Origin of the sequence: Pedobacter terrestris (assembly GCF_052343045.1) — a bacterium.
Classification (GTDB): domain Bacteria; phylum Bacteroidota; class Bacteroidia; order Sphingobacteriales; family Sphingobacteriaceae; genus Pedobacter.
Genome location: NZ_CP180264.1, coordinates 1,395,642 through 1,418,310, shown reverse-complemented (window position 1 = coordinate 1,418,310; position 22,669 = coordinate 1,395,642). Strand labels below are relative to the sequence as shown.

At 39.9% G+C, this 22,669-nt stretch carries 16 protein-coding genes; 8 read left to right on the top strand and 8 right to left on the bottom strand.

The genetic code is table 11. The features are described from left to right. The first annotated feature begins 12 nt into the window (after positions 1-12). The 3 genes from gndA to pgl all read left to right on the top strand — a co-directional run bounded on the left by gndA (position 13) and on the right by pgl (position 3,893). Entirely contained in the window at positions 13-1,431 is a 1,419-nt protein-coding gene (gndA, locus tag ACJVDH_RS06185; protein WP_443946689.1) for an NADP-dependent phosphogluconate dehydrogenase, read from the top strand. A 24-nt stretch (positions 1,432-1,455) separates the two neighbouring features. Further along, positions 1,456-2,970, top strand: coding sequence for a glucose-6-phosphate dehydrogenase (gene zwf, locus ACJVDH_RS06180; protein ID WP_443946688.1), 1,515 nt, complete (start codon positions 1,456-1,458; stop codon positions 2,968-2,970). 197 nt (positions 2,971-3,167) lie between these two features. Continuing rightward, complete coding sequence (pgl, locus tag ACJVDH_RS06175; RefSeq protein WP_443946687.1) at positions 3,168-3,893, top strand: 6-phosphogluconolactonase; 726 nt, start codon at positions 3,168-3,170, stop codon at positions 3,891-3,893. An 80-nt stretch (positions 3,894-3,973) separates the two neighbouring features. Here the strand turns inward: pgl and ACJVDH_RS06170 are convergent, their stop codons facing one another. After that, positions 3,974-4,399, bottom strand: coding sequence for a nuclear transport factor 2 family protein (locus ACJVDH_RS06170; RefSeq protein WP_443946686.1), 426 nt, complete (start codon positions 4,397-4,399; stop codon positions 3,974-3,976). 185 nt (positions 4,400-4,584) lie between these two features. On the opposite strand from ACJVDH_RS06170, the gene ACJVDH_RS06165 reads away from it, so the two are divergent. From ACJVDH_RS06165 to pbpC, 3 genes are all read left to right on the top strand, one after another. Next, the gene (locus tag ACJVDH_RS06165) at positions 4,585-10,167 is read left to right on the top strand and encodes an alpha-2-macroglobulin family protein (RefSeq protein WP_443946685.1); all 5,583 of its coding nucleotides are present in this window, start codon (positions 4,585-4,587) and stop codon (positions 10,165-10,167) included. A 146-nt stretch (positions 10,168-10,313) separates the two neighbouring features. Continuing rightward, complete coding sequence (locus ACJVDH_RS06160) at positions 10,314-11,396, top strand: Fic family protein (RefSeq protein WP_443946684.1); 1,083 nt, start codon at positions 10,314-10,316, stop codon at positions 11,394-11,396. Between the two features lie 3 nt (positions 11,397-11,399). After that, positions 11,400-13,766, top strand: coding sequence for a penicillin-binding protein 1C (pbpC, locus tag ACJVDH_RS06155; RefSeq protein WP_443946683.1), 2,367 nt, complete (start codon positions 11,400-11,402; stop codon positions 13,764-13,766). Between the two features lie 59 nt (positions 13,767-13,825). Here pbpC and ACJVDH_RS06150 read toward each other — a convergent pair whose 3' ends face one another. Next, on the bottom strand, positions 13,826-14,194 hold the full coding sequence (locus ACJVDH_RS06150; RefSeq protein WP_443946682.1) for a response regulator transcription factor: 369 nt from the start codon (positions 14,192-14,194) through the stop codon (positions 13,826-13,828). Positions 14,195-14,563: 369 nt separating this feature from the next. Here ACJVDH_RS06150 and ACJVDH_RS06145 point away from each other — a divergent pair, with 369 nt between their 5' ends. Then, on the top strand, positions 14,564-14,722 hold the full coding sequence (locus ACJVDH_RS06145) for a hypothetical protein (protein WP_443946681.1): 159 nt from the start codon (positions 14,564-14,566) through the stop codon (positions 14,720-14,722). A gap of 594 nt (positions 14,723-15,316) precedes the next feature. Here ACJVDH_RS06145 and ACJVDH_RS06140 read toward each other — a convergent pair. The 6 genes from ACJVDH_RS06140 to ACJVDH_RS06115 all read right to left on the bottom strand — a co-directional run bounded on the left by ACJVDH_RS06140 (position 15,317) and on the right by ACJVDH_RS06115 (position 21,343). Then, positions 15,317-15,469, bottom strand: coding sequence for a hypothetical protein (locus ACJVDH_RS06140; protein ID WP_443946680.1), 153 nt, complete (start codon positions 15,467-15,469; stop codon positions 15,317-15,319). Positions 15,470-16,197: 728 nt separating this feature from the next. Beyond that, entirely contained in the window at positions 16,198-17,442 is a 1,245-nt protein-coding gene (locus ACJVDH_RS06135; protein ID WP_443946679.1) for a hypothetical protein, read from the bottom strand. A 136-nt stretch (positions 17,443-17,578) separates the two neighbouring features. Beyond that, complete coding sequence (locus tag ACJVDH_RS06130) at positions 17,579-18,046, bottom strand: DUF4625 domain-containing protein (protein WP_443946678.1); 468 nt, start codon at positions 18,044-18,046, stop codon at positions 17,579-17,581. Between the two features lie 41 nt (positions 18,047-18,087). Beyond that, the gene (locus ACJVDH_RS06125) at positions 18,088-18,516 is read right to left on the bottom strand and encodes a DUF4625 domain-containing protein (RefSeq protein ID WP_443946677.1); all 429 of its coding nucleotides are present in this window, start codon (positions 18,514-18,516) and stop codon (positions 18,088-18,090) included. 23 nt (positions 18,517-18,539) lie between these two features. Further along, positions 18,540-20,945 carry a TonB-dependent receptor gene (locus tag ACJVDH_RS06120; protein WP_443946676.1) on the bottom strand — a complete coding sequence of 802 codons (2,406 nt, stop codon included), beginning with the start codon at positions 20,943-20,945 and terminating at the stop codon, positions 18,540-18,542. Positions 20,946-21,049: 104 nt separating this feature from the next. Then, a complete protein-coding gene (locus ACJVDH_RS06115) occupies positions 21,050-21,343 on the bottom strand; it encodes a hypothetical protein (RefSeq protein WP_443946675.1) in 294 nt (97 codons plus the stop codon). A 268-nt stretch (positions 21,344-21,611) separates the two neighbouring features. Here ACJVDH_RS06115 and ACJVDH_RS06110 point away from each other — a divergent pair, with 268 nt between their 5' ends. After that, positions 21,612-22,646: a succinylglutamate desuccinylase/aspartoacylase family protein gene (locus ACJVDH_RS06110; RefSeq protein WP_443946674.1), complete on the top strand. Its 1,035-nt coding sequence runs from the start codon at positions 21,612-21,614 to the stop codon at positions 22,644-22,646. Positions 22,647-22,669: the final 23 nt, after the last annotated feature.

The following is a 22,669-nucleotide window of genomic DNA, read 5'->3' as shown; positions in this document are numbered from 1 at the left end:
AAAACATAAACAATGGCAAATAACGAATCAAAAAAATATAAATTGGGTATGATTGGTTTGGGCACAATGGGCCGAAACCTTTTGTTGAATATGGCCGATAAAGGCTTTTCCGTAACGGGATATGACAAAGACCAAAAGATGATTGCCAAACTGGAAGAAGAAGGTAAAAAACACAATCTTGAAGGTTTTGACCACATCGAAAATTTTATTGGCAGTTTGGAAACGCCCAGAACCTTAATCTTACTGGTTCCGGCAGGCCCGATTGTAGACAGTGTTATTGCAGAATTAAAACCCTTGCTTAGCAAAGGAGATATCATTATAGACAGTGGAAACTCTCACTTTACAGATACAAACAGACGCGTTGATGAATTGGCTAAAGATGGCCTTCACTTCTTCGGAATGGGAATTTCTGGTGGTGAAGAGGGCGCGCGTTTTGGTCCAAGTATGATGCCTGGCGGCGATAAAAAAGCATACGATGTAGTTAAAGATGTTTTTGATGCAATTGCAGCGAAAGTAAACGGCGATCCTTGCGTAACTTACATCGGCCCAGGGGCTTCTGGTCACTTCGTAAAAATGGTACACAATGGTATAGAATATGCCATTATGGAGCTTATCGCCGAAGTTTATGGCATTCTGAAAAACGGAATGGGCTACAGCAATGATGATATTTATAAAGTTTTCAAAAAATGGAATGAAGGCCGTTTGCAATCTTTCCTGCTTGAAATTACTACAGAAATTTTCATCGTTAAAGATACTGAAACCCAAAACGATCTTTTAGATCAGATTAAAGATGAAGCGCGTTCTAAAGGTACCGGAAAATGGACTTCAGAAGTTTCTATGGAACTTCAATTGCCTATCCCAACCATCAATGAAGCGGTTTCTAACAGAGATTTATCTAAATTTAAAGCATTAAGAGTTTCATTAGAAGAAGCTTACGGCAAAAAAGACGGTAAAATCAATGTATCTGTAGACGAGCTTGAAGATGCTTTCTATTTTTCTATGATTAGTGCGTATGCACAAGGCATGCATTTATTGGTACAGGCGTCTAAAGAATATCAATACGAACTGAAGCTTGAGGAAATTGCAAAAATCTGGCGTGGTGGTTGCATTATTCGCGCAACCTTTTTAGAAGATATTTATCAGGCATACGATAAAAACAACAGTTTGGAGCATTTATTTGGTGATGAAGGCATTCAAAAAATCATAAAAAGCACAATTGGCGGTATCCGTAAAACAGTTGCAGAATGCGTAACAAATGGCGTTGGTATTCCGGCTTTTGCCTCTACCCTAACCTATTTTGATACCATTACTACCGGCAGAATGCCTTCTAACCTGATCCAGGCGCAACGCGACTTTTTCGGGGCGCATACTTTTGAAAGAGTAGATAAAGATGGCGTTTTCCATGCCGACTGGAATAAATTATCCAAATAATAAAGACACGAATCTATAATAAAGATGAAAACTAAAACCGCGTTAAACCCCACAATATTTGTAATATTTGGTGGTACAGGTGATTTGAATAAAAGGAAATTGGCCCCGGCTTTATACAACCTGTTTATTGAAGGGTATATGCCAGAGAAATTTGCCGTAATCGGAACCGGACGTACTGAGTTTACAGACGACAGTTACAAAGCTGCTTTAGAAGATGCTGTAAACGAATTTTCAAGATCCGGAAAAGTTGAAAAAGACAAGTGGGATACTTTTGGCAACACCATACATTATTGCCCTACAGATTTTGCTCAGCCTAAAACTTTTGAAAACCTTAAAGCTGCAGTAGAAAAATATCAGAAAGAATACGGCCCAACTACTCAGGTAATTTTTTACCTTGCAGTGGCGCCAAACTTTTTCCCGGTAATTGCAGAATGCCTTCAAAAATACAAACTAACGCAAGATGAAGACAATAGCCGCATTGTAATCGAAAAACCATTCGGTCACGATCTGGATTCTGCAAAAGAATTGAATGCATTATTGGCTACAATTTTTACCGAAAAACAGATTTATCGTATAGATCATTACCTAGGCAAAGAAACCGTTCAGAATATGATGGCTTTCCGGTTTGCAAACTCACTTTTTGAACCTTTATGGAATAGATCTTATATCGATCACGTTCAGATTTCGGTTACGGAGCAATTGGGTGTACAAGACCGTGGCGGTTACTATGAAGGTGCTGGCGCACTGCGCGATATGATTCAGAATCACTTGCTTCAATTGCTTTGTTTGGTTGGAATGGAAGCTCCGATTAATTTCGATGCCGACGAAATCAGGAACCGTAAAGTAGAAGTTTTAAAAGCAATGCGTCCTTTTTCTGCAGAAGATATCCGTTTCGGAACCGTACGCGGACAGTACAGCAAAGGTTGGGTAGAAGGAAAAGAAGTGCCAGGTTATCGCCAGGAAACTGGTGTAGATGCACATTCCAATACAGAGACTTTTGCAGCTGTTAAATTTCATATAGACAACTGGAGATGGCAAGGTATTCCTTTCTATTTAAGAACAGGAAAACGCCTAAACCAAACATCATCATTAATTACCATTCAATTCAGAGACGTTCCACATCAGATTTTCTCTTCCGGAGTTACTGAAAACTGGCAACAGAACAGATTGGTGATCAGCATTCAGCCAGAAATGAGTATTCGTATGCAAGTACAGGCAAAAAGACCTGGATTGGATATGGTCTTAAATCCGGTTGATATGGTTTTCGATTATAAAGGAACTTATGATAATGATACACCTGAAGCGTATGAAACGTTATTGCTGGATGCCATGATGGGCGATCAAACATTGTTTATGCGTGGCGATCAGGTAGAAGCCGCCTGGGAATTGGTTATGCCGATTTTGAATACTTGGGAAAGTAAGAAGTCAATCAATTTTCCAAATTATCCAGCAGATAGCTGGGGACCAGAAGAAGCAGAGGCACTTATTGCCAGAGATGGTTTCCACTGGTTTAATCTGCCATTGAAAAATAAGGAATAAAATAAAAAACGGGATTATACAAATGTGTAATCCCGTTTTTTATTTATACAACTTTTAGCGCACGCATATACTGTAGTCGTCATTGCGAGGCACGAAGTAATCTTCATGCGCATAAGAAGAAATAGCAAATCAATAATAAAAGATAGCAATCGTTGTAAGAATGCTTCGTAACTTGCGCCAACATTTATTCCATTAATATGAATTTACTGATATATAAAACCCTCGATGAACTGAACCAGGATCTTGCCGATTATGTAATTAAGATTGCAGAAATGGCAATTGAAGAAAATGGTCGGTTTAATTTTGTTTTAACTGGAGGAAGTTCTCCTAAAGCACTTTATCAGCTTTTGGCAACAGAATGTAAACACCGCATAGACTGGGAAAAAGTCTTTTTCTTTTTTGGTGATGAACGCAACGTTCTGGCTACAGACGACAATTATAACGGAAAAATGGCCAAAGCGGCGCTTTTTGATGGATTGGAAACTGCTGAAGACCACATTTTCTATATCGATACCACACTAGCTCCAGAAAAAGCTGCAATTGAATATAAAAAAGCATTAGACAAACATTTTAACGGAAACGATATTGTATTCGATCTAATTCTTCTGGGTATGGGCGATGATGCACATACGGCATCCATTTTCCCGCATACCTCATTGGTTAAAAATGAAGAAGCTACTGTTGATGCTGTTTTCGTTGAAAAACTAAATACTTACCGCATCAGTTTAACGGCTCCATTAATTAACAAAGCAGAAAATATTGCATTTTTGGTTTTTGGAGAAAATAAAGCAGAGGCGCTTAAACATGTAATTGGCGATGAAGAGAAAAACGTGGATACCTACCCTTCTCAACTAATTGCACCGATTGATGGCAAATTGACCTGGTTTGTAGACGAAGCCGCTACAAAATTGCTAGAATCTTAAAATAATAATGCCGGGGGAACTCCCAAAGCATTTCAAATTAGGCGGAACGGTGTTAAAATATCGCTCCGCTTTTTCATATCCTATTGCGGAACTTTTATTGCCTGGCGCCCCAAAAGTTTCCAGCCTCCTTTTTCCTTTGTCCAAATCAGGAGTATAAACAGCTTCACATTTCCTGCAACATGATTGTCGTTGGTTTTCGCACTAAGCGTGTGCCGAACCAACGCCGTTTTATTTTGGATAATAATTTCCTGGTCGCTTAAATCAATATCTACAAAATCAGATTCTCCAGAAAGTAGGGAGTGAATAAACTGCCGTTTCGTTTGGATTTTCCCAGTAGAGTGACCGTAACTCAACTCATCTAACACCAAATTTTCAAGTGAAATGCTGTCTGGATTGATCATAATTTTAGTAAGCATATTTACGGCATTTTCTACAGCCGGTTTTTGTGCAGCACAAAACTGAACGGAAGTAAAAAGCAGTGCAACGGCAATTAATAACTTTTTCATGTAGATGGTATTTATTTGGTGTGGTTTGTAAACTTATTCAATTCATTCTAGACTAGCAAGATAGCACAGCATTTTTTAAATAAATTCAAATTACAGCTAAAATTTAACTATTTTCAACGCGTATATACAGAAATGCAGTCCCGTTTTCTGCTACGCTATCTAATCTATAACGAATCTTTTCAGCTATGGAAAACCCATCCTCCTATCAATCATCAAGAAAAACAAAATTCATTTTTATTGGCGTTTTGCTCATCGCCATTGCCGGAATCGGCTACATTTTTTTCAACAGGAAAAAGAAAAGCAGCGAAGACAATCAGGCTTATGCCAAGTATATCGAGGCGTATACCTCCGGTACCATTTCTAAAAAAAGTTTTATCCGCGTACATCTCGCCAATGCCGCTCAAGGCATGCAGGATATTGGTAAAGCCGACAGTCGGGATTTGTTTGATTTCTCGCCCTCAATTAAAGGAAAAACCTATTGGATTGATCCGCAAACAGTAGAATTTAGGCCCGATGAAAACCTTAAATCCGGAAAAGAATATGAAGCTACGTTTAAACTGTCAGAAGTTTCGGCAACCGAAAAAGGCCTTGAAGATTTCGATTTTGAGTTTAAAGTAATTACGCCCGGTATTATGCTTAGCCAGAACGGTCTGGTATCGCAAAACAATACTTCAATGGAGTATATGAAACTGAGCGGCGAAATTGCAACAGCCGATGCAGAAGAAACCCAGAAAATAGAAAAAACACTTGAAATAGATTTCGATCAGAAACTTAAACTCAAGTGGCAGCACGATCCGGCAAAAAACACTTCGAAATTTACAATAGACAGCATTAAAAAAACTGCGAATGACCAAACCTTAAAACTATCGTGGAATGGTGATGCCATTGACGCCGATCAGAAAGGTGAGGAAGAAATCCGGGTGCCGGCAATTAACAAATTTGAGATACTGGATATTAAAGCCATTCAAGGCGAAGAAGATTATGCTTTGGTACAATTTTCAGAGCCGGTAAGTATCAGTCAGGATTTAACGGGTTTGCTAACGCTTGGTAACCTGAGCGATCTGCGTTTTACGATAGATGCCAGTCAGGTTAAAGTCTATGCTGCAGAAGAACTTAAAGGGACGTACAATTTAACGGCAAACGCCGGAATTGAAAACATTAACGGGAAAAAATTATCCGGCGGAAAAACTGCCAGTTTGGTTTTTGAAGATAAACTGCCTTCTGTAACCATTGCCGGTGCTGGTACTATTTTACCAAATTCTGGTAAACTCGTGCTTCCATTTGAGGCCACAAACCTAAAAGCCGTTGATGTTACCGTAATTAAAATTTATGAGAACAACATCCCTCAGTTTTTTCAAAGCAATAGCTATAAAGATGGAAATGAACTGCGCCGTGTAGCCAAACCGGTACTTCAGAAAACCATCCGGTTAGATGAAGACAAAGCGCTAAACCTGCACAAAAAAAACCGCTTTACGCTTGATCTGGATAAAATGATCCGCACAGAACCCGGCGCCATGTATCGCGTTACCATCGCTTTCAGGCAAGAATACAATGCCTTTAATTGTAAAGCGGCAACAGACGATGGCGATGATGAAAACGAGTATGGTTATTATGACGGTTATGGAGAAAAAATTGATGAAGACGATAATTTCTGGAAACAATACAACAATTATTATCCGCAACATTACCGATGGACAGACCGCGATAATCCATGTACACCGTCTTTCTATACCACGGAACGTTGGGCAAGCAGAAACCTGATTTCTTCTAATATTGGTTTAGTAGCCAAACGCGGAAACGACAACAGCATGCTCATCGTAGCTACAGATTTGCTTACTGCCAAACCATTGAGTGGCGTGAGTTTGGAACTGCTGGATTACCAGAAACAAACTATCTTTACCACTAAAACCGATGGCGATGGTTTTGCCAGTTTTGATTTAAAACGTGTACCTTTTCTACTTATAGCCAAAAACGGTTCTGAGCGTGGTTACCTTAAACTGGATGATGGAAGTTCACTCCCTTTAAGCCGATTTGATGTAGGTGGCGATGTAGTTCAAAGCGGATTGAAAGGTTTTATTTACGGCGAACGTGGTGTTTGGCGCCCCGGCGACAGCCTTTTTGTTTCCTTTGTTCTGGAAGATAAACTTAAAAAACTACCGGCAAATTATCCGGTAACAATGGAAGTTTTTAACCCCAAAGGGCAACTGTACAAACGCCTGATTAATGGCAAACCCCTTAACGGATTTTACACCTTTAAATTCGCTACAGAAACGTCTGTGCCTACCGGAAACTGGCTGGCAAAAGTAAAAGCTGGCGGGGCAACTTTCAGTAAAACATTAAAAGTTGAAACTGTAATGCCCAACCGACTTAAAATTAATTTTAATGTAGGTAACCGCAGCTATCTGAGTGCAGGCACTTCCAGCGCCACGCTTTCTGCACAATGGCTTTTTGGCGCAGTTGCACAAAACCTTCGCGCTACAGTAGATGTAAATCTGAATACCACCGAAACTAAATTTAAAGGCTTTGATGGTTTTAGTTTTGACAATCCAACAGTTGTATTTCAATCTCAGGTTAAAAACATCTTTGAAGGAAGTCTGAATGCTGCTGGAACAGCACAAATTAATACCAACCTGAATGAGAATAAGACTGCGCCAGGCGTATTGCGTGCAAATTTCACCACTAAAGTTTTCGAACCAGGTGGTAATTTCAGCATTGATAATTTCAGCATTCCTTATCACGTTTATAGCAATTACCTCGGCGTTCGTGCGCCAAAAGGCGATCGTTTAAGCGGTATGCTCGTTACCGGTAAAGACCATAAAATTGAAATTGTAAATGTAAATACCGATGGAAAACTACTTGCCGGCTCAAAAACCGTACAGGTAGAATTGTATAAAACGCAATGGCGCTGGTGGTGGGAACAAGATGACGAATATACCTACGCCAATTTTACTCAAAACCAATACAATAAACTGATTGAAAGCAACCGTGTAACTTTAACCAATGGAAAAGCGAGCTGGAATTTACGTGTTGATGAACCAGAATGGGGCCGTTATCTCATTTTAGTGCGCGATTTAAACGGCGGCCACGTCACCGGAACTTCGGTATATATAGATTGGCCGGGATGGGCACAACGTGAGCAAGGAAGCAATCCAACAGAAGCTTCGATGCTTTCTTTCACAGCCAATAAAGAGAAATTTGCTGTCGGAGAAGACATTACGCTTACGATTCCTACCGGAAAAAATGGACGAGCATTAATTTCTGTAGAAAACGGAAGTCGTGTATTGAAAACGTTTTGGGTAGATACCAAAGCCGGACAAACGCAGTTTACATTTAAAGCTGAAAAAGAAATGGCGCCTAATGTTTTTGCAAACATTACTTTGCTCCAACCACATGCCCAAACGGTGAATGATTTGCCTATCCGCATGTATGGAGCAATACCATTAACGGTTGAAGATCCACAAACCATTTTAAAACCGACTATTAAAATGGCGGATAAAATTAAACCCGAAACGGAAAATACCATTACCGTTGGCGAACAAAACGGAAAAGCTATGACGTATACCATTGCATTGGTAGATGAAGGTTTACTGGATTTAACCCGCTTTAAAACGCCAAATCCACATGCTGCATTTTACGCACGAGAAGGTTTAGGCGTTAAAACCTGGGATTTATTTGATTATGTTCTGGGCGCCTGGGGCGGAAACTTAGACCGCATCTTAAGTATTGGCGGTGACGGTACAGTAAACAAAAACCTTAACCCGGCAAAAGCAAACCGGTTTAAAGCTGTAGTAAAATTTATGGGTCCGTTTACGCTTGACAAAGGACAAAATAAAACGCATAAATTTAAACTGCCGCAATACATCGGAGCTGTACGTGCAATGGTTGTAGCCGGACAGGATGCAGCTTACGGCTTTGCAGAAAAATCAGTACAGGTGAAAAAACCACTTATGGTTTTGGCTACGCTTCCGCGTGTACTTGGCCCTGGCGAACGATTTACACTTCCGGTTACGGTTTTTGCCACAGAAAACAACCTGAAAAACGTTTCTGTACAATTGCAGACCAGCAAACTTATTGTTCAGGGAAATAAATCACAAAACCTGTATTACAAAAAAACAGGCGAACAAATGGCTTATTTTGAAGTATTGGCGCCAAACACAGTTGGCATTGCCAAAGTAAAAGTAATTGCACAAAGTGGATCAGAAAAAACAGAATACGATGTGGAAATGGATATTCGCAACCCGAATCCATATATTACCAACGTAATTTCCGCTGCTGTAGAACCGCATACCAAATGGAGTACAAACTTTCTGCCTATCGGCATGTCTGGTACAAACTCCGGTACATTAGAAGTTTCGTCTATTCCGTCAATTAATCTTCAAAAGCGGTTAAGTTATTTAATTCAGTATCCGCATGGCTGTATTGAACAAACCACTTCGGGTGTATTTCCTCAACTTTATCTCGATCGTCTGGCACCTTTAAATGCACAACAAAAAGCCAATACAGAGAAAAATATCAAAGCCGGAATAAACAAGTTAAAAGGTTTCCAAAATACCGATGGCGGATTAACGTACTGGCCAGGCGAAAACAATTCTGATGAATGGGGAAGCAATTATGCTGGTCACTTCCTTGTAGAAGCACAAAATGCCGGTTATACCTTACCGGTTGGTTTATTGGAAGATTTGTTGCGTTTTCAAAAATCAAAAGCATCTAACTGGGTTCCAAACAGCAATAATTTTTACGGCGGCGATCTTTCTCAAGCCTATCGTTTATATGTGCTGGCATTGGCTAAAAAACCAGAAATGGCGGCAATGAACCGCTTACGTGCTTTTGAATATTTATCTGTTGCTGCAAAATGGAGGTTGGCCGCAGCATATAAACTGGCCGGACAGGCAAATACCGCTCAACAACTTATTTCTGGATTGGAAACAACTGTTCAACCTTATAAACAACTGGGCGGAACTTACGGATCTGACGTCAGAGACCAGGCAATGATTTTAGAAACCCTGACTTTGCTCGGTCAAAAGGCCAAAGCGGCAAATTTACTTCAGCCTTTGGCTTCAAAACTTGGTGAAAATACCTGGTACAGCACGCAAACTACTGCATATAGCTTATTGGCAATTGCTAAATTCTGCGGATCAACACAATCGGCAAACCGACTTCAGTATCAATATACTTTAAGCGGAAAAACTGCAACCATCAATTCCAACCAGTATTTTAACAGTACAGCAATTGATTTTAAAGGTCAAACAGCTGTAGTTTCAAACAATGGTAACAATACGCTTTTTGTGCGTTTGGTATTGGAAGGACAACCTGTTGCCGGCCAAAATGATTTCTTGCCAAACCGGCCGGATGTACTGGACATGAATGTAACGTATAAACGATTAAATGGAAAACCATTAGATCCCGCAAGCATTAAACAAGGAACAGATTTTTATGCAGAAGTAACTGTAAAAAATCCTGGCCGAATGGGGTATTATGAACAAATGGCATTGACACAAATTTTCCCTTCGGGATGGGAAATTATTAACACACGCGTTAACGACAACCAAAGTATTCTTGCCTCCTCTCCTTCTACTTATCAGGATATTCGTGATGATCGTGTACTTACGTATTTTAATATCCGCGAAGGCGAAAGTGTAGTATACAAAGTTTTGTTAAATGCATCATATATAGGCAAATACTATTTATCTGCCGTGCAATGTGAAGCGATGTACAACAACGATATTTCTGCTACGGAAAACGGCCAGTGGGTAGAAGTTGTTAAATAATTATCATCAATAACGAGGGTAACAACTACCCTTGCTCCCATAACGAGGGTAAAAAATCATTTTTTTTACCCTCGTTATTTTTATACAGGTAATTTTTATTTACATTTACCTCTGAGCGTCACGATTGGCGATTCTCATTTGGCAAGATGATGTTTGAAAGAGAGATCCCTTATAACAATTTACCGTCTTTACCACCGAATATTGACGTTGAAACCAAAGCGGTATTGCTTAAAACCATTACAGCAAGCCGCGCTTTGGCTCAGCTGAATGGCGCCATCGTCAATTTCCCTAACCTGACTTTATTTCTTGATACCATCCATTTACAGGAAGCCAAAGCAAGTTCGGAAATTGAAAATATTGTAACTACAAATGATGAACTGTACAAAACGCTCGTATCTGAAAGTCACACTGAAGATAACGGTACAAAGGAAGTGCTTATGTACAAAGAAGCCATTTGGCTTGGACTAGAAAATTTAAAGAAAAAGCCTTTCATTACAACCAATCTTTGTATTAAAATTGTTCAGTGCATCAAGCAAAATACAGCTGCAATACGCAACACACCTGGTACAAAATTGAAGAATGGCAGAGGAACTGTGATTTATACACCACCAGAAGGTGAAGATATTATTATAGAGAAACTTACAAACTGGGAAAAATTCATCAATACAAATCAAAAGTTAGATCCTTTAATTAAAATGGCTATTATGCATTATCAGTTCGAGGCCATTCACCCTTTTATAGATGGAAATGGCAGAACCGGTCGCATTATGCTTTTGCTGTATTTAAAAATCAGTAATCTTTTAAACATTCCTGCACTTTATTTGAGCGAATATATCATCAAACATAAAAGCAGCTATTATAAAAATTTGCAACAGGTAACAGAACACCAAAATTGGGAACCATATTTATTGTATATGTTGGATATGGTGGAAGTAACTGCCTTACAAAGCATCAAACAAATGGAGCGGATTAGCAAATTGATGGAAACTACCGCTCTGGCTATGCAAACTCAGCTTCCTAAAGTGTATTCCAGAGAGTTGATTGAGATTTTATTCCGTTTGCCATATACCAAACGGCAAGTACTTATCGATGCAAAACTGGGTACTGCCAAAACGGTAGGAAATTACCTGAGCATGTTGGAAGAATATCAGTTTCTGACATCGGTAAAAGTAGGCAAAGAGAAATTGTACATCAATTCTAAACTATTAGCATTACTCGAAAACCACTAGAACATGGGCAAATACCCAAAAAGCTTTCTTATTGCAGATTTGATCACATTGGTTTTCCTGTCAATATTTCTATGCATTTTACCATCCAAACTGTTCAAATCGCCAACGTCATATGTTATTGAAGCGAGTGATGGAAACCTGTTAAGTGCCGCCATTGCAAGCGACGGACAATGGAGATTTCCGGTAGCCGATAGTGTACCGGTAAAATTTACAAATTGTATTGTTGCTTTTGAAGACAAACGCTTTTATAACCACATCGGCGTAGATTTCCGCGCAATGGCCAGAGCTATGCGCCAGAATTTAAAAGCAAAAAGTGTGGTAAGTGGCGGCAGCACGCTCAGTATGCAAGTCATTCGTCTCTCCAGGCGGCAACACCGCACGGTTTGGCAAAAACTACTGGAAATCCTACTGGCGTTTAGGTTGGAACTGCGCTATTCCAAAAACGAAATTATGGGTTTGTACGCTGCAAATGCGCCTTTCGGCAGCAATGTAGTTGGATTGGAAGCTGCAAGCTGGCGCTATTACGGGCGAAACCCAAACGGACTTTCATGGGGCGAAATGGCCACTCTAGCGGTTTTGCCGAATAGTCCGTCTCTGGTGCATCCCGGAAAAAACGCGGCCAAACTCACCCGAAAAAGAAATGATTTACTAGATAAACTGGCACGTCTTGGTTATATTGATCAGGCAACGGCGAATCTCTCCAAATTAGAGCCTTTGCCCGGTAAACCCATTCCGTTGCCACAAAATGCACCACATTTGTTGAACCGTTTTAAGCAAGAACGTACCGCACTTCATATCCAAAATACTAGAATTGTATCTACGTTAAATGAAGATCTCCAGATCAAAATGAATGCGGTATTAAAACGATACAACAACCGCTACAGATCCAATGACATCAACAACATCTCGGCATTGGTTCTGGATGTTAAATCTGGTGAAGTGGTGAGTTATATCGGCAATATTTATCAACCGGAAAATTCATCGCTAGAAAGCCATGTTGATATGATAAAGGCACCGCGAAGTCCGGGAAGTACATTGAAACCTTTATTGTACGCGAGTATGCTTACAGATGGTTATATTCTGCCACACACACTTATTCCGGATATTCCAACACAAATTGCGGGTTATTCGCCTCAGAATTATGATTTGGGTTACGATGGCGCAATTGCTGCTGACAAAGCCCTTAGTCGTTCGTTAAATATTCCGGCGGTTAAAATGCTGCAACAGTATAAATACCAGCGTTTCTACGATAAGCTGAAAAAGATAGGCATTTCAACATTGAATCAACCCGCAGATCATTACGGCCTTTCGCTTATTCTGGGTGGAAGTGAGGTTACGATGTGGGATTTGGCCAACACCTATATGGGCTTGGCGCGTACACTGAACAATTTTAACCGGTACCGCGGTTTATACAATCCGGCAGATTATGACAAAGCAACGTATATCAAAACGGATAAAGAAAAAAATGAAAATCTGGAACGTAATGCACAACTGGATCACGGTGCAATCTGGGCAACGTTTAATGCAATGGAAGAAGTTATGCGCCCCGGCGATGAAGGTTTATGGGAACAGTTTTCTTCTTCGCAGCGTGTAGCCTGGAAAACCGGCACAAGTTTCGGCTTTCGCGATGCTTGGGCAGTTGGTTTAACCCCCAATTATGTAGTTTGTGTTTGGGTGGGCAACGCAGATGGCGAAGGGCGCCCAGGTTTGGTTGGTATAGAAGCCGCGGCGCCGGTAATGTTTGATCTTTTTAGGTTATTGCCTAACGGAAAATGGTTCGAGATGCCGAAAACCAAATTGCGCGCCATGAAGGTTTGCCGGCAAAGCGGTTATAAAGCAGGTGAATATTGTACGGATATTGCGGAAGAAATGATTCCGCCAGGCGGAGAAAAAACTGCTGTTTGCCCATATCACAAACGCATTCACCTGGATCATACTGGCAGTTATCGTGTAACCGATCAATGCGAAGATGTGATGAATATGAAGCACAAAAACTGGTTTATTCTGCCTCCGGCTATGGAGTATTATTACAAGATAAAAAACAGCGATTACCGCTCTTTGCCTCCATTTAAACTGGGCTGTGAAGTATCAGGCGGAATGGGTGTGATGGAATTGATTTACCCAAAAAATGGCGCAATTGTATATATTCCTTTAGAGCTTGATGGTAGTCGCGGGAAAGTCGTACTGAATGCAGCACACCGCAATCCGCAAGCAAAAATTTATTGGCATATAGACAATGAATTTATCGCCACTACGCAGAATTACCACCAATTGGCCATTAGTCCGAAGCCGGGCAAACACATCCTTACTTTAGTAGATGAAGATGGTGAACGCCTTACTCAGGTTTTCACTATTCTGGATAAAAAATAAATGGTATACCGCACGATGGAACAACACGCTGCGCAGAAAAAATTAATGTTTGGGGTAAACTAAGCGGTTGTTTTTAACTGTTTGTGAACGCGCTCTGCAAGGTCATAAATATCAAATGGCTTGGCAATAAAATCTTCAGCATTTGCTGCTGCTTTCATTTTCTCAACATTAGAATTTGCGGTCATCATAATTACCGGAACATGTGCCGTTTTAGTATCGGCTTTTAAGCGTGTGCACACATCAATTCCGTTTCCATCAGGTAACATTACATCCAATAAAAATAAGTTTGGAACAGACGTTTCCAAAGCGGCTAAAAAAACAGAAACATTTGGAAAGGTTTGAATCTCCAATTGTTCTTCTTCCAAAACCATTTGGATCACTTCCCTAATTTCATCATTATCTTCAAGTACGAATACCGTGTTGGCCATTTATATATTGTTTTTTTACCAGTTTGTTTCGAGTTCAAAACGATTAAAACCCGATATGGTTTGCAAATATGTAAAAAACATTGAAATCAATACTAAATAAGTAAAATTTTGTTCTTAAAAGCTTGTGAAATTTCCATTTCCGTATTGATGACATCTATATTTCTCCATTAGTTTTTCAATAAAGAACCTTGATTTCGCCATTTTGGACACACAAAAACGCTTTTGAGATCCACCTGCCGTTTTCAAACACTCCACCTTTGTTCTATAAAGAATCCTGATGAAATCGATATTCACTACCGGAGCTTCATCTGGTTTGGGAAAAGCAACTGCAAAATTATTCCAACAAAAGGTTGGAGAGTACTCGCCACCATGCTTAAGTCAGCACTGGAAGAAGACCTGGCTAAACTTCAAAACGTTGAACTTTTTAATCTGGATGTTACCAACAGAGTTGAACTGGCAACGCTGGTAGCACAAATTACAAAGAAAAAACATATTGATGCTGTTTTAACAATGCGGATTATGGTTTGATTGGCGCGCATTGCATTGATGAACAGATTTTCAATCAGATCAACACCAATTTTATCGGTATTTTGCCTGTAATTACAGCGTTTATTCCCTATTTTAAGCAACAGAAGCTGGACTTTTCTCACCACAACGTCTGTTTGCGCTTTTTCATCCCATCCGCTTTCGCCTGTGTATAATGCTACAATATGGGCTTTAGAAGGTTTGAGCGAAAGTTTGTTTTATGATCTTGCCCAATTTAACATTGGTATTAATTTTCAAGGAAAAACCAGTCAAAAAATCCGGATATGGAAGAAATCAAAACCTGCTCAATGAACATCAGGTCGCAATATCATCAACTTGAATACAGCACCACAACAGCGAATGGACTGTTGAAGACGATGCACTGGCTTTTTTAACGGATGCCGGGTTGGTTGGGCAATTACCAAGGCGCAACAACAACGCTGGCCGAAAAATGGGAACAGCAATTCAGAACTGGAACATACACTTGGCGAATGCGTCTGGTGGCTTACAGTTTTTGCCGAACGAATGAACATTGACATTCAAACTTCAACAAAAAATTTTTTAACCACAACGGAACAGATGCTAAAATAAAAGTAGCTATACGCCTTTTTCAACGTGTTCTTTATAGACTACAGAAATTTTCTTGCTGGGATGGCTTTCTTTTGGAGAAAGTTGATAAAACAGTATCCAATACGTCAGAATCATGATCATCATCCCCACGAGCGCCTGAATAATATCTTTCTTTTTCATAGGCGCTCAATTGAACAAATATGATGCCGCGTAAGGGAAATCTGCTTATATTTTTGATAAAATAATCTAAAATTGGAAACGTTCCCATTTTATCTGAACGCATCAACAGATCATACACAAGTACAAATCTTCAATAACTTGTACTGGCGTATGAAATGCTTTGCTGAGTGGAAACTTACCAAGTTCAGAAATCAGAAGGCAGGCAGGTTATAAAAATCAAACCCATTTTTCTGCCGCATCTAAAAAACGATACGGTTTCTCTCCTTCTGGGCTTAAACAAGGGAATTAATTTCCTCTCGTAAATTTAATTTGTCAAAAATATAAACGATAAAATAAAAAATGCCTCTGCCTTTTTAATTCGGAAACGGGCATTTTGGTCTAAAAACTTCTAGCGGATGTAATGCCCGGGTACCCAATGTCTGCCGCCATAAGGACCAACATTATAATACCCGCGTTGCCATCTTGCGCGGGGCTCGCGCGTGTGCACCACGCAGGCGCTTAAATTCATCACGAGAACGATAAGAAGCAATGCATTAACAATCTTTTTCATAACCATTTTTCTTTAAGTGAAACTTAATTAAAGTTTAAAGTGTGTATTTGGTTATGACGAGTGCAAACCCGAATAGTTTAATGCCATGCTTGTTTACAACCATTGCATAAAAGAATTTTCAAAAAAAAGGACCGGTTGCAACTACAACCGATCCCTATTCTGGGATATAAATTGTTGACTAATCGTTATGGCCAGCGCTGCTTTCAAAACCAAATAAAGCCAACCGCACAGGGCGTGATGAAACTTTATGTTTGGTAATCTGACTAAAATCGGTCAGGTTAATCTGGTAAACTTCAGCACTTGCTGGTACTGCGATATAGGCAAATCGCGCAGAGGCTTCTAACACTGGTTTATAGGTATCCGTAGCAGTTACGCTGGAAATCACTGTTCCTTCCTTCTTTAACTTCCCGGTGGTCAAGTCGTAAATTCTCAACTTGCCATCCAAAGTTAGTATAAGAAGATTCTTACCTGCATAATCTACTTTGCATTGAAAGGCGTCTGCTCCGGAATAAATCGGTGTAATTGAATTGTTGTTCACATCAATCATATACGCGCCTTTCGTTGCTACATATCCTATAAATTTTTTGGCAGATTCTGCATAGTAAATACTCGCCAGACGAAAAGCGCCGAAACCTTCAGGATTTTGAATAACTTTTTGCTCGCCATTAGATTTTACCACTAAAACTCCTCCGGCTGTTGCCGAAGCGTTTGTAAAACCGCCAAAAACTGCATGCTCTCCATCACTCGCATTGCCGTGAATGGCACCAAAATCTACTTTAGAATCTTGTACGCGGTTTCCATTTTTGTCTATAATGATGACTTTGGTTGGCGATACACCCGATGCTGTTGTTGTGGTAACCGCAATTGTACCATTATCGAAATTTGCCATTGCGCCATGATGCGGCAATAAACCTGCATTAATGGTTTTAAATTTTGCTCCGGTAATGTTAAAATCTGCTTCTTTACCCAGGCTCAATGTACCATCACTATCGTTAAAAATTAACGACTCGTCATTTACACTTTTAAAATGTGTAGGTTTTAATCCAGTTGCTGTAATTGATGCCCATTTCGGTGTACCGTTTACATCGATATGGTCATCATGAGAAATTAGGCCACTGTCAAAAACCTCTACCAGGTTTTGATTTTGATATAAAACTGCTGCATACCGTTTGCGCGCAGTTCCGTACAGGTTAGCCAGCGGATATTTGGCGTTAAACGTAGTTACCGTTGCTGTAAGCGGATCAATTTGTGTTAATGCCGTACTCAATTCATCTGCTACTAAAACACGCAAATACTTAAATTCTTTAGTTCCGGTGGCAACTTCTTCTGGTGCCGTTTCTGTGTTGTCTTTTTTACATGCCGAAATGGATGTAGCCAATAGTGCAATTAATGCGATTTTCGAAAGGTGTTTTCTTGTAAACATATTAAGGATTTTGTAATGATTAGGAATATTTATTTGATCATTTTTTTGATCAGTAATGCAAGTACCACCAATACGGCGGCGGTTACAATCGGCCAGATAAACAGGCTAATTTTTGGTTGCAACAAATAAATCAGCATTATATTATTTTAATGCTTATGCCTCTTAGCGTTTGCCAACCTGCTTTATCGGTTACTCGAATCATAAAATGATAATCTCCGGGATCAACGTTTGCCGGTACTTGAATCTGCTCATTTACGGTATATGTAGTGTTACCAGCCGGAATGGCTATAGTTCTGATTAATACAAAAGGATTTACAGGCATTTTTACAGCATCACTACTGCAATTGCTGACTTCTGTACTGTGCGAATGCTGATCAAAATTGTGGTGAATGTCAATACTGGATGAACCCAACTCTACATTATCACTAAATGTTGCACTAAACGTAAAGGTTTGCCCGCGTGTAATTGTACTGCATTGATTGGGAAAACTGGTAGCGGTCACATTAATCTCCGGATAAATGGTGTCTACTTCCACATTGTCTTTGCTGCAACCGAGAACAAAACCGAGTGCCAGCACAGGAAAAATAAATCTGATTTTTTTCATATTGTACTTGATGTTTTGCGAAAGAAATTTCGCGCTGTTATTTATTGTGGATCTGCAATGGTGAAATCTTCGCGAATGTTGAGTTGCGATCCGTTTTCGTCGGTAACCATGAAGTAGAAATCGTACAAACCAATCGGCGCTTCGCTTGGAATGGTAAGGTGTTTATGCACATTGGCATTTTTTAATCCGGTATAATCCGGCCAGTTCAGCTCCAGATTCCATACCCGACTGTAACTTTGCGAACTTTTTTGTGCAATGCGCAATTGCACCGTGCGGATGGTGCTTACGGCTACCACATTGGCATTAAAGTGAAAATCTTGTCCACGGCGGCCAATTTTACTGTTTGCTGAACCAATTTCGATATTATCGGCAGTTGGCGACAACGTCTTAACTTCGTCTGTTTCTTTTTTACAAGCTGTAAATGCTGTGCCGAAAATTGCCAGCATAAAGATGATCTTTCTGATTTTCATCGTAATTGTTTTTGATATGTAACTTATTTTGATTTTTTTAACATGAGGGGAATGCTGAGCGTCAGAACAAAATTCCGTCCGGCTTCAGGCAACTGAATCAGTCGGTAAAAACTGGTATGGTTTAAATAGCGTGTATCAAAAAGATTTTGAACCTGCAGCCGAAAGTTCAGCACTTGTTCACCTAAATTTAGCGTTGTGCCACTCTGCAAATTAATTACGCTATAGCCACTGGTTTTTTGTTCTGGAGGCACAATATTATTTTGACTTGCCGTAAGGCGATAATCAACCGAGAGAAAGGTGTTTCTAATTGTTTTGCCCAGATCTTTATGATAGGAAAGATTAAACAAAACCGATGGCGGAGGTGAAAAAGGCAGCACGTATCCTTTTTTTTCTCCAGACAATTGTCTTGCATACAAATATTCTGCAAGCATTTCTGTGCTCAAATGCTTTGCAAAATTCCATTTTAAATCCAGCTCCGCGCCATAACGCATCACTTTACTTTGAGCATACTCGAAAACCTGGTTTCCGGCACCATAGTCATAATCGTGATACGCCGTAGGATTGAGGTAAATATAGTTGGGAAAATAATTGTAAAAAGGCGTAAAGTTAACCGACCATTTTTCCGCTTTCCAGCCTAAACCAAAATCCACCTGATAAGAAACTTCGGGCGCAAGATTCGGGTTACCTTTTTCGTAGCTGAAATAATGATAGTTCACCCCATTTGCACCAAGTTCTTTGGCAATCGGCATTCTAAAACTTTTGCCTATATTACATTTAAGAGAGAATTGCTCATCGTTAAAATTCATCCCTAAGGCATAAACAAAGCTGTTAAAGTTGCGTGTCAAAGCTTCAGCACGTATCAAATTTTGATTGCTTTGATTTCCGACTGAACCAATTGGTGTGGCAAACCAATCGCGGTACTGATCAATATCAACCTGACCATAATCATAGCGAACCGCAGCATGGAAAAGGATCTTTTCAGTTACGGTATACTTGTCATAAATGAATAATCCTGTTGCCGCTTGCCTGAATGCCGGAACCAGAAAGCTCCATCCATCGACCGAATTTTTCTGATATTCTGCATTTAAACCTACATTTAACTGATGTCCATTCCATCGAAGCTCATCTTTTACATTTGCAGAGTATACATATTTATCAAACTGGCGTTCTAAGTTGGAAGGTGTGGTTTGACTTGCCGGATAAATTGGCGGCATATACCCATGATTAACGTATGCGCTAAATTCTTCCCGAAAATTATGCTGAAAGCCTAAATCAACTTTTAAACGGTGTTCTGCAAAGCGGATTTCATTTTTACTAATGAGCTTAAAATGATCGACTTGTTGACTTGGCATCTGAATATCTCTTGATGAGGCATCGTGCAGAAACTCATTTACCCTTCTCGGCTCCAAACCATGTGCGTTGGCAAAAAAACCACCTTTGCTCGCCACATTGCTTACGTATAAAACAGAACGAAAATTGTTGCCAATATAGCCTGTAGTCAAATGCAAATCTGTTTCGCGCCCAGCGGTATTTCTCAAATAACCATCCTTTAATGCAACGGCATAATCGTACACATAAATGGTATCCGTAGGTACGCGATAATCGCCGTAATTCTGATAAGTAACCCGACTGTCGAAAAACCAGTGATCAGAGCGACCAAACACATTTACAGAAGTTCCATATGCGGCATTGTTGCTTTTGCCCGTCAGATCTATATTTGCGCCAATGGTATTTGCCGTCGGAACCAATGGTGGTTTGATGTCTATAACACCTGCAATTGCATCAGAACCATATACAAATGACGCTGCGCCTTTAACAATTTCGACATCGCCTGTCGCATATTGATCCAGTTCCAATCCATGATCAGCGCCCCATTGCTGCCCTTCATGTTTCATGCCTTTATCGGCCACCACAACACGGTTAAATCCCATTCCACGAATGAGCGGTTTTGATTGCCCGCTGCCAATACCGATTGTTTTTACACCGGGCAAACGTTCCAGAGATTTCATCAGGCTACCGCCCAGATTTGTAAGAATGAAATCCCGTTTTACGGCTTCAACATTAAGTGCTTCAGTTTTTCTGCGGTTTTCCGCGCCGTTGTCATTAATGAAAACTTCATCTAGCTGAAGGGCTTTCCGATGCAGAACAATATTCAAATCAACTTTATTTTGCTGCACAAAGAGCGTTTGTTCTTTGGACATATAACCTTGAAAACTAATCTTGAGCTGGTATGTACCAGACGCAACACTAAAAACGAAACGGCCATTTCTATCGGTTTTGACAGACGAGATTTCACCTGAAAGTTTCAGTTCTGCACCTTGCAGATCATTTCCTGATCCATCAGTTACTTTTCCTGACAGTTCAAAATTTTGGGCAAAAAGATGTGAACAGAACATGATGCTGAAAAACAGCAAATACATTTTCTTCATTACGCACAGTTGCGAACGCCATTTATGCTATACCGTGTACAGCTTTATGGCCATTAAAAATTAATTGAATAGAGTCCCGTTTTAAGGGAGAAACAGAGGTACAACTATGCTATAGCCGGCGGCCCTTTATTGCTGAAACAGAGAATAAGCGTTAAAGAATGACCAATGATGTAAAATCCAGATGCATCCGCTTGATAAGTGGATACGGAAAGGTCTAAACTTGTTGCCTCTGCGCAAAGTGCAAAGGTTTTATGGTGTAGAAAATGATCACAGGTTTTGCAGTGCGCAGATTTGCCAATCGTTGTTTTGCCATGCGCTTCGGTATGACTGCCCGATCCGTTGTGGTGATGGAGGTATTGAATATTTACTGCACACAAAAAAGACAATAGCAGTATCATAGCCAATATTCTACTTACAAGTGTATACAATAAATTCTCCTTATCTTTCAAAACGCAACAAAATTGCATTAATTAATTCTGGTATGCAAGCTGAATTGTAAATTTTGTCGTGTTTTATTGATAACGAAGATTGTTTAAGAAAAAAAACAGCACACAATGCATTGATTACAAGACACTAACAAAGAATACTAACTTAAAAACACTTAGCAATTCAATTCTTAAGATTCGGTACATTCGTATTTTAATGGGAGATTTTTACCTTCGCAGCATGTATTCAAAACTATTTTTTTTGGCGGCAATGGTAATTTCTTGTTTTACACTCAAGGCGCAAAGCATTAGTGAACAACTTAAAAATTTGCCTTCAGGGCGCACCAATCAGCAGGTTACTTTTAAATACGATAATCAATCCAGCTACATTCCATATTCGTTGATTAAAGGGAAATTTAGTGGCCCGGTTTTTACCATTATTGCTGGGATTCATGGTTTTGAATATCCGCCGATTGTTGCAGTACAGGAAATTCTTAAAACCGTTGATGCAGAAAAACTGCACGGAACTTTAATCCTTGTACCGGTTGCAAATGTGGCATCATTTTATGGCCGCAGTCCGTTTATAAATCCTTTAGACGGCAAAAACCTGAATAATGCATTTCCGGGCACTGCAAATGGCAGCATGACCGAGCAAATTGCAAATTGGATTAGTACGGAAATCATTCCAAATTCTGATGTTTTTCTGGATATCCATGCTGGAGATGCCAGTGAAGATTTAATGCCTTTTGTGTGTTACTATAACCATACGGCGTTCCCGGCGCAAACCCAAAAATCACAGCAGCTCGCAGAACAATCCGGTTTCAATCACATTGTTTCTTATCCATACACCTTGAAACCTACCGACGCTGCAAAATACGCCTTTAAACAAGCGGTTCAGGTAGGCAAAACTGGTTTGAGTATTGAAGCGGGCAAACTTGGAAATGTGCAATATACGCAGGTTGCAAAAATTGTGCAGGCGGTACGTAATATGCTGTCTTTTATGGATATGTACGAGAAAAAACCATCATCGGTGATTAAACAAAAATTGGTTTACTTAAACAACCAGGAATATGTGAAGGCAACCGAACAGGGCATATTTAGCAGTAAACTGAAAAGCGGACAACAAGTACAAAAAGGTGCAATTATTGGTGAAATCAGAAACGAATTTGGAGAAATAAAGTCAACTTTAACCTGCCCGGTTAGTGGCACCATTCTATATAAAATTGGTACGCCTCCGGTAAATATCGGCGAAACTGTTTTTTGTATCGGTTACTAGAATTCGCAAAAAACTGACGGTTA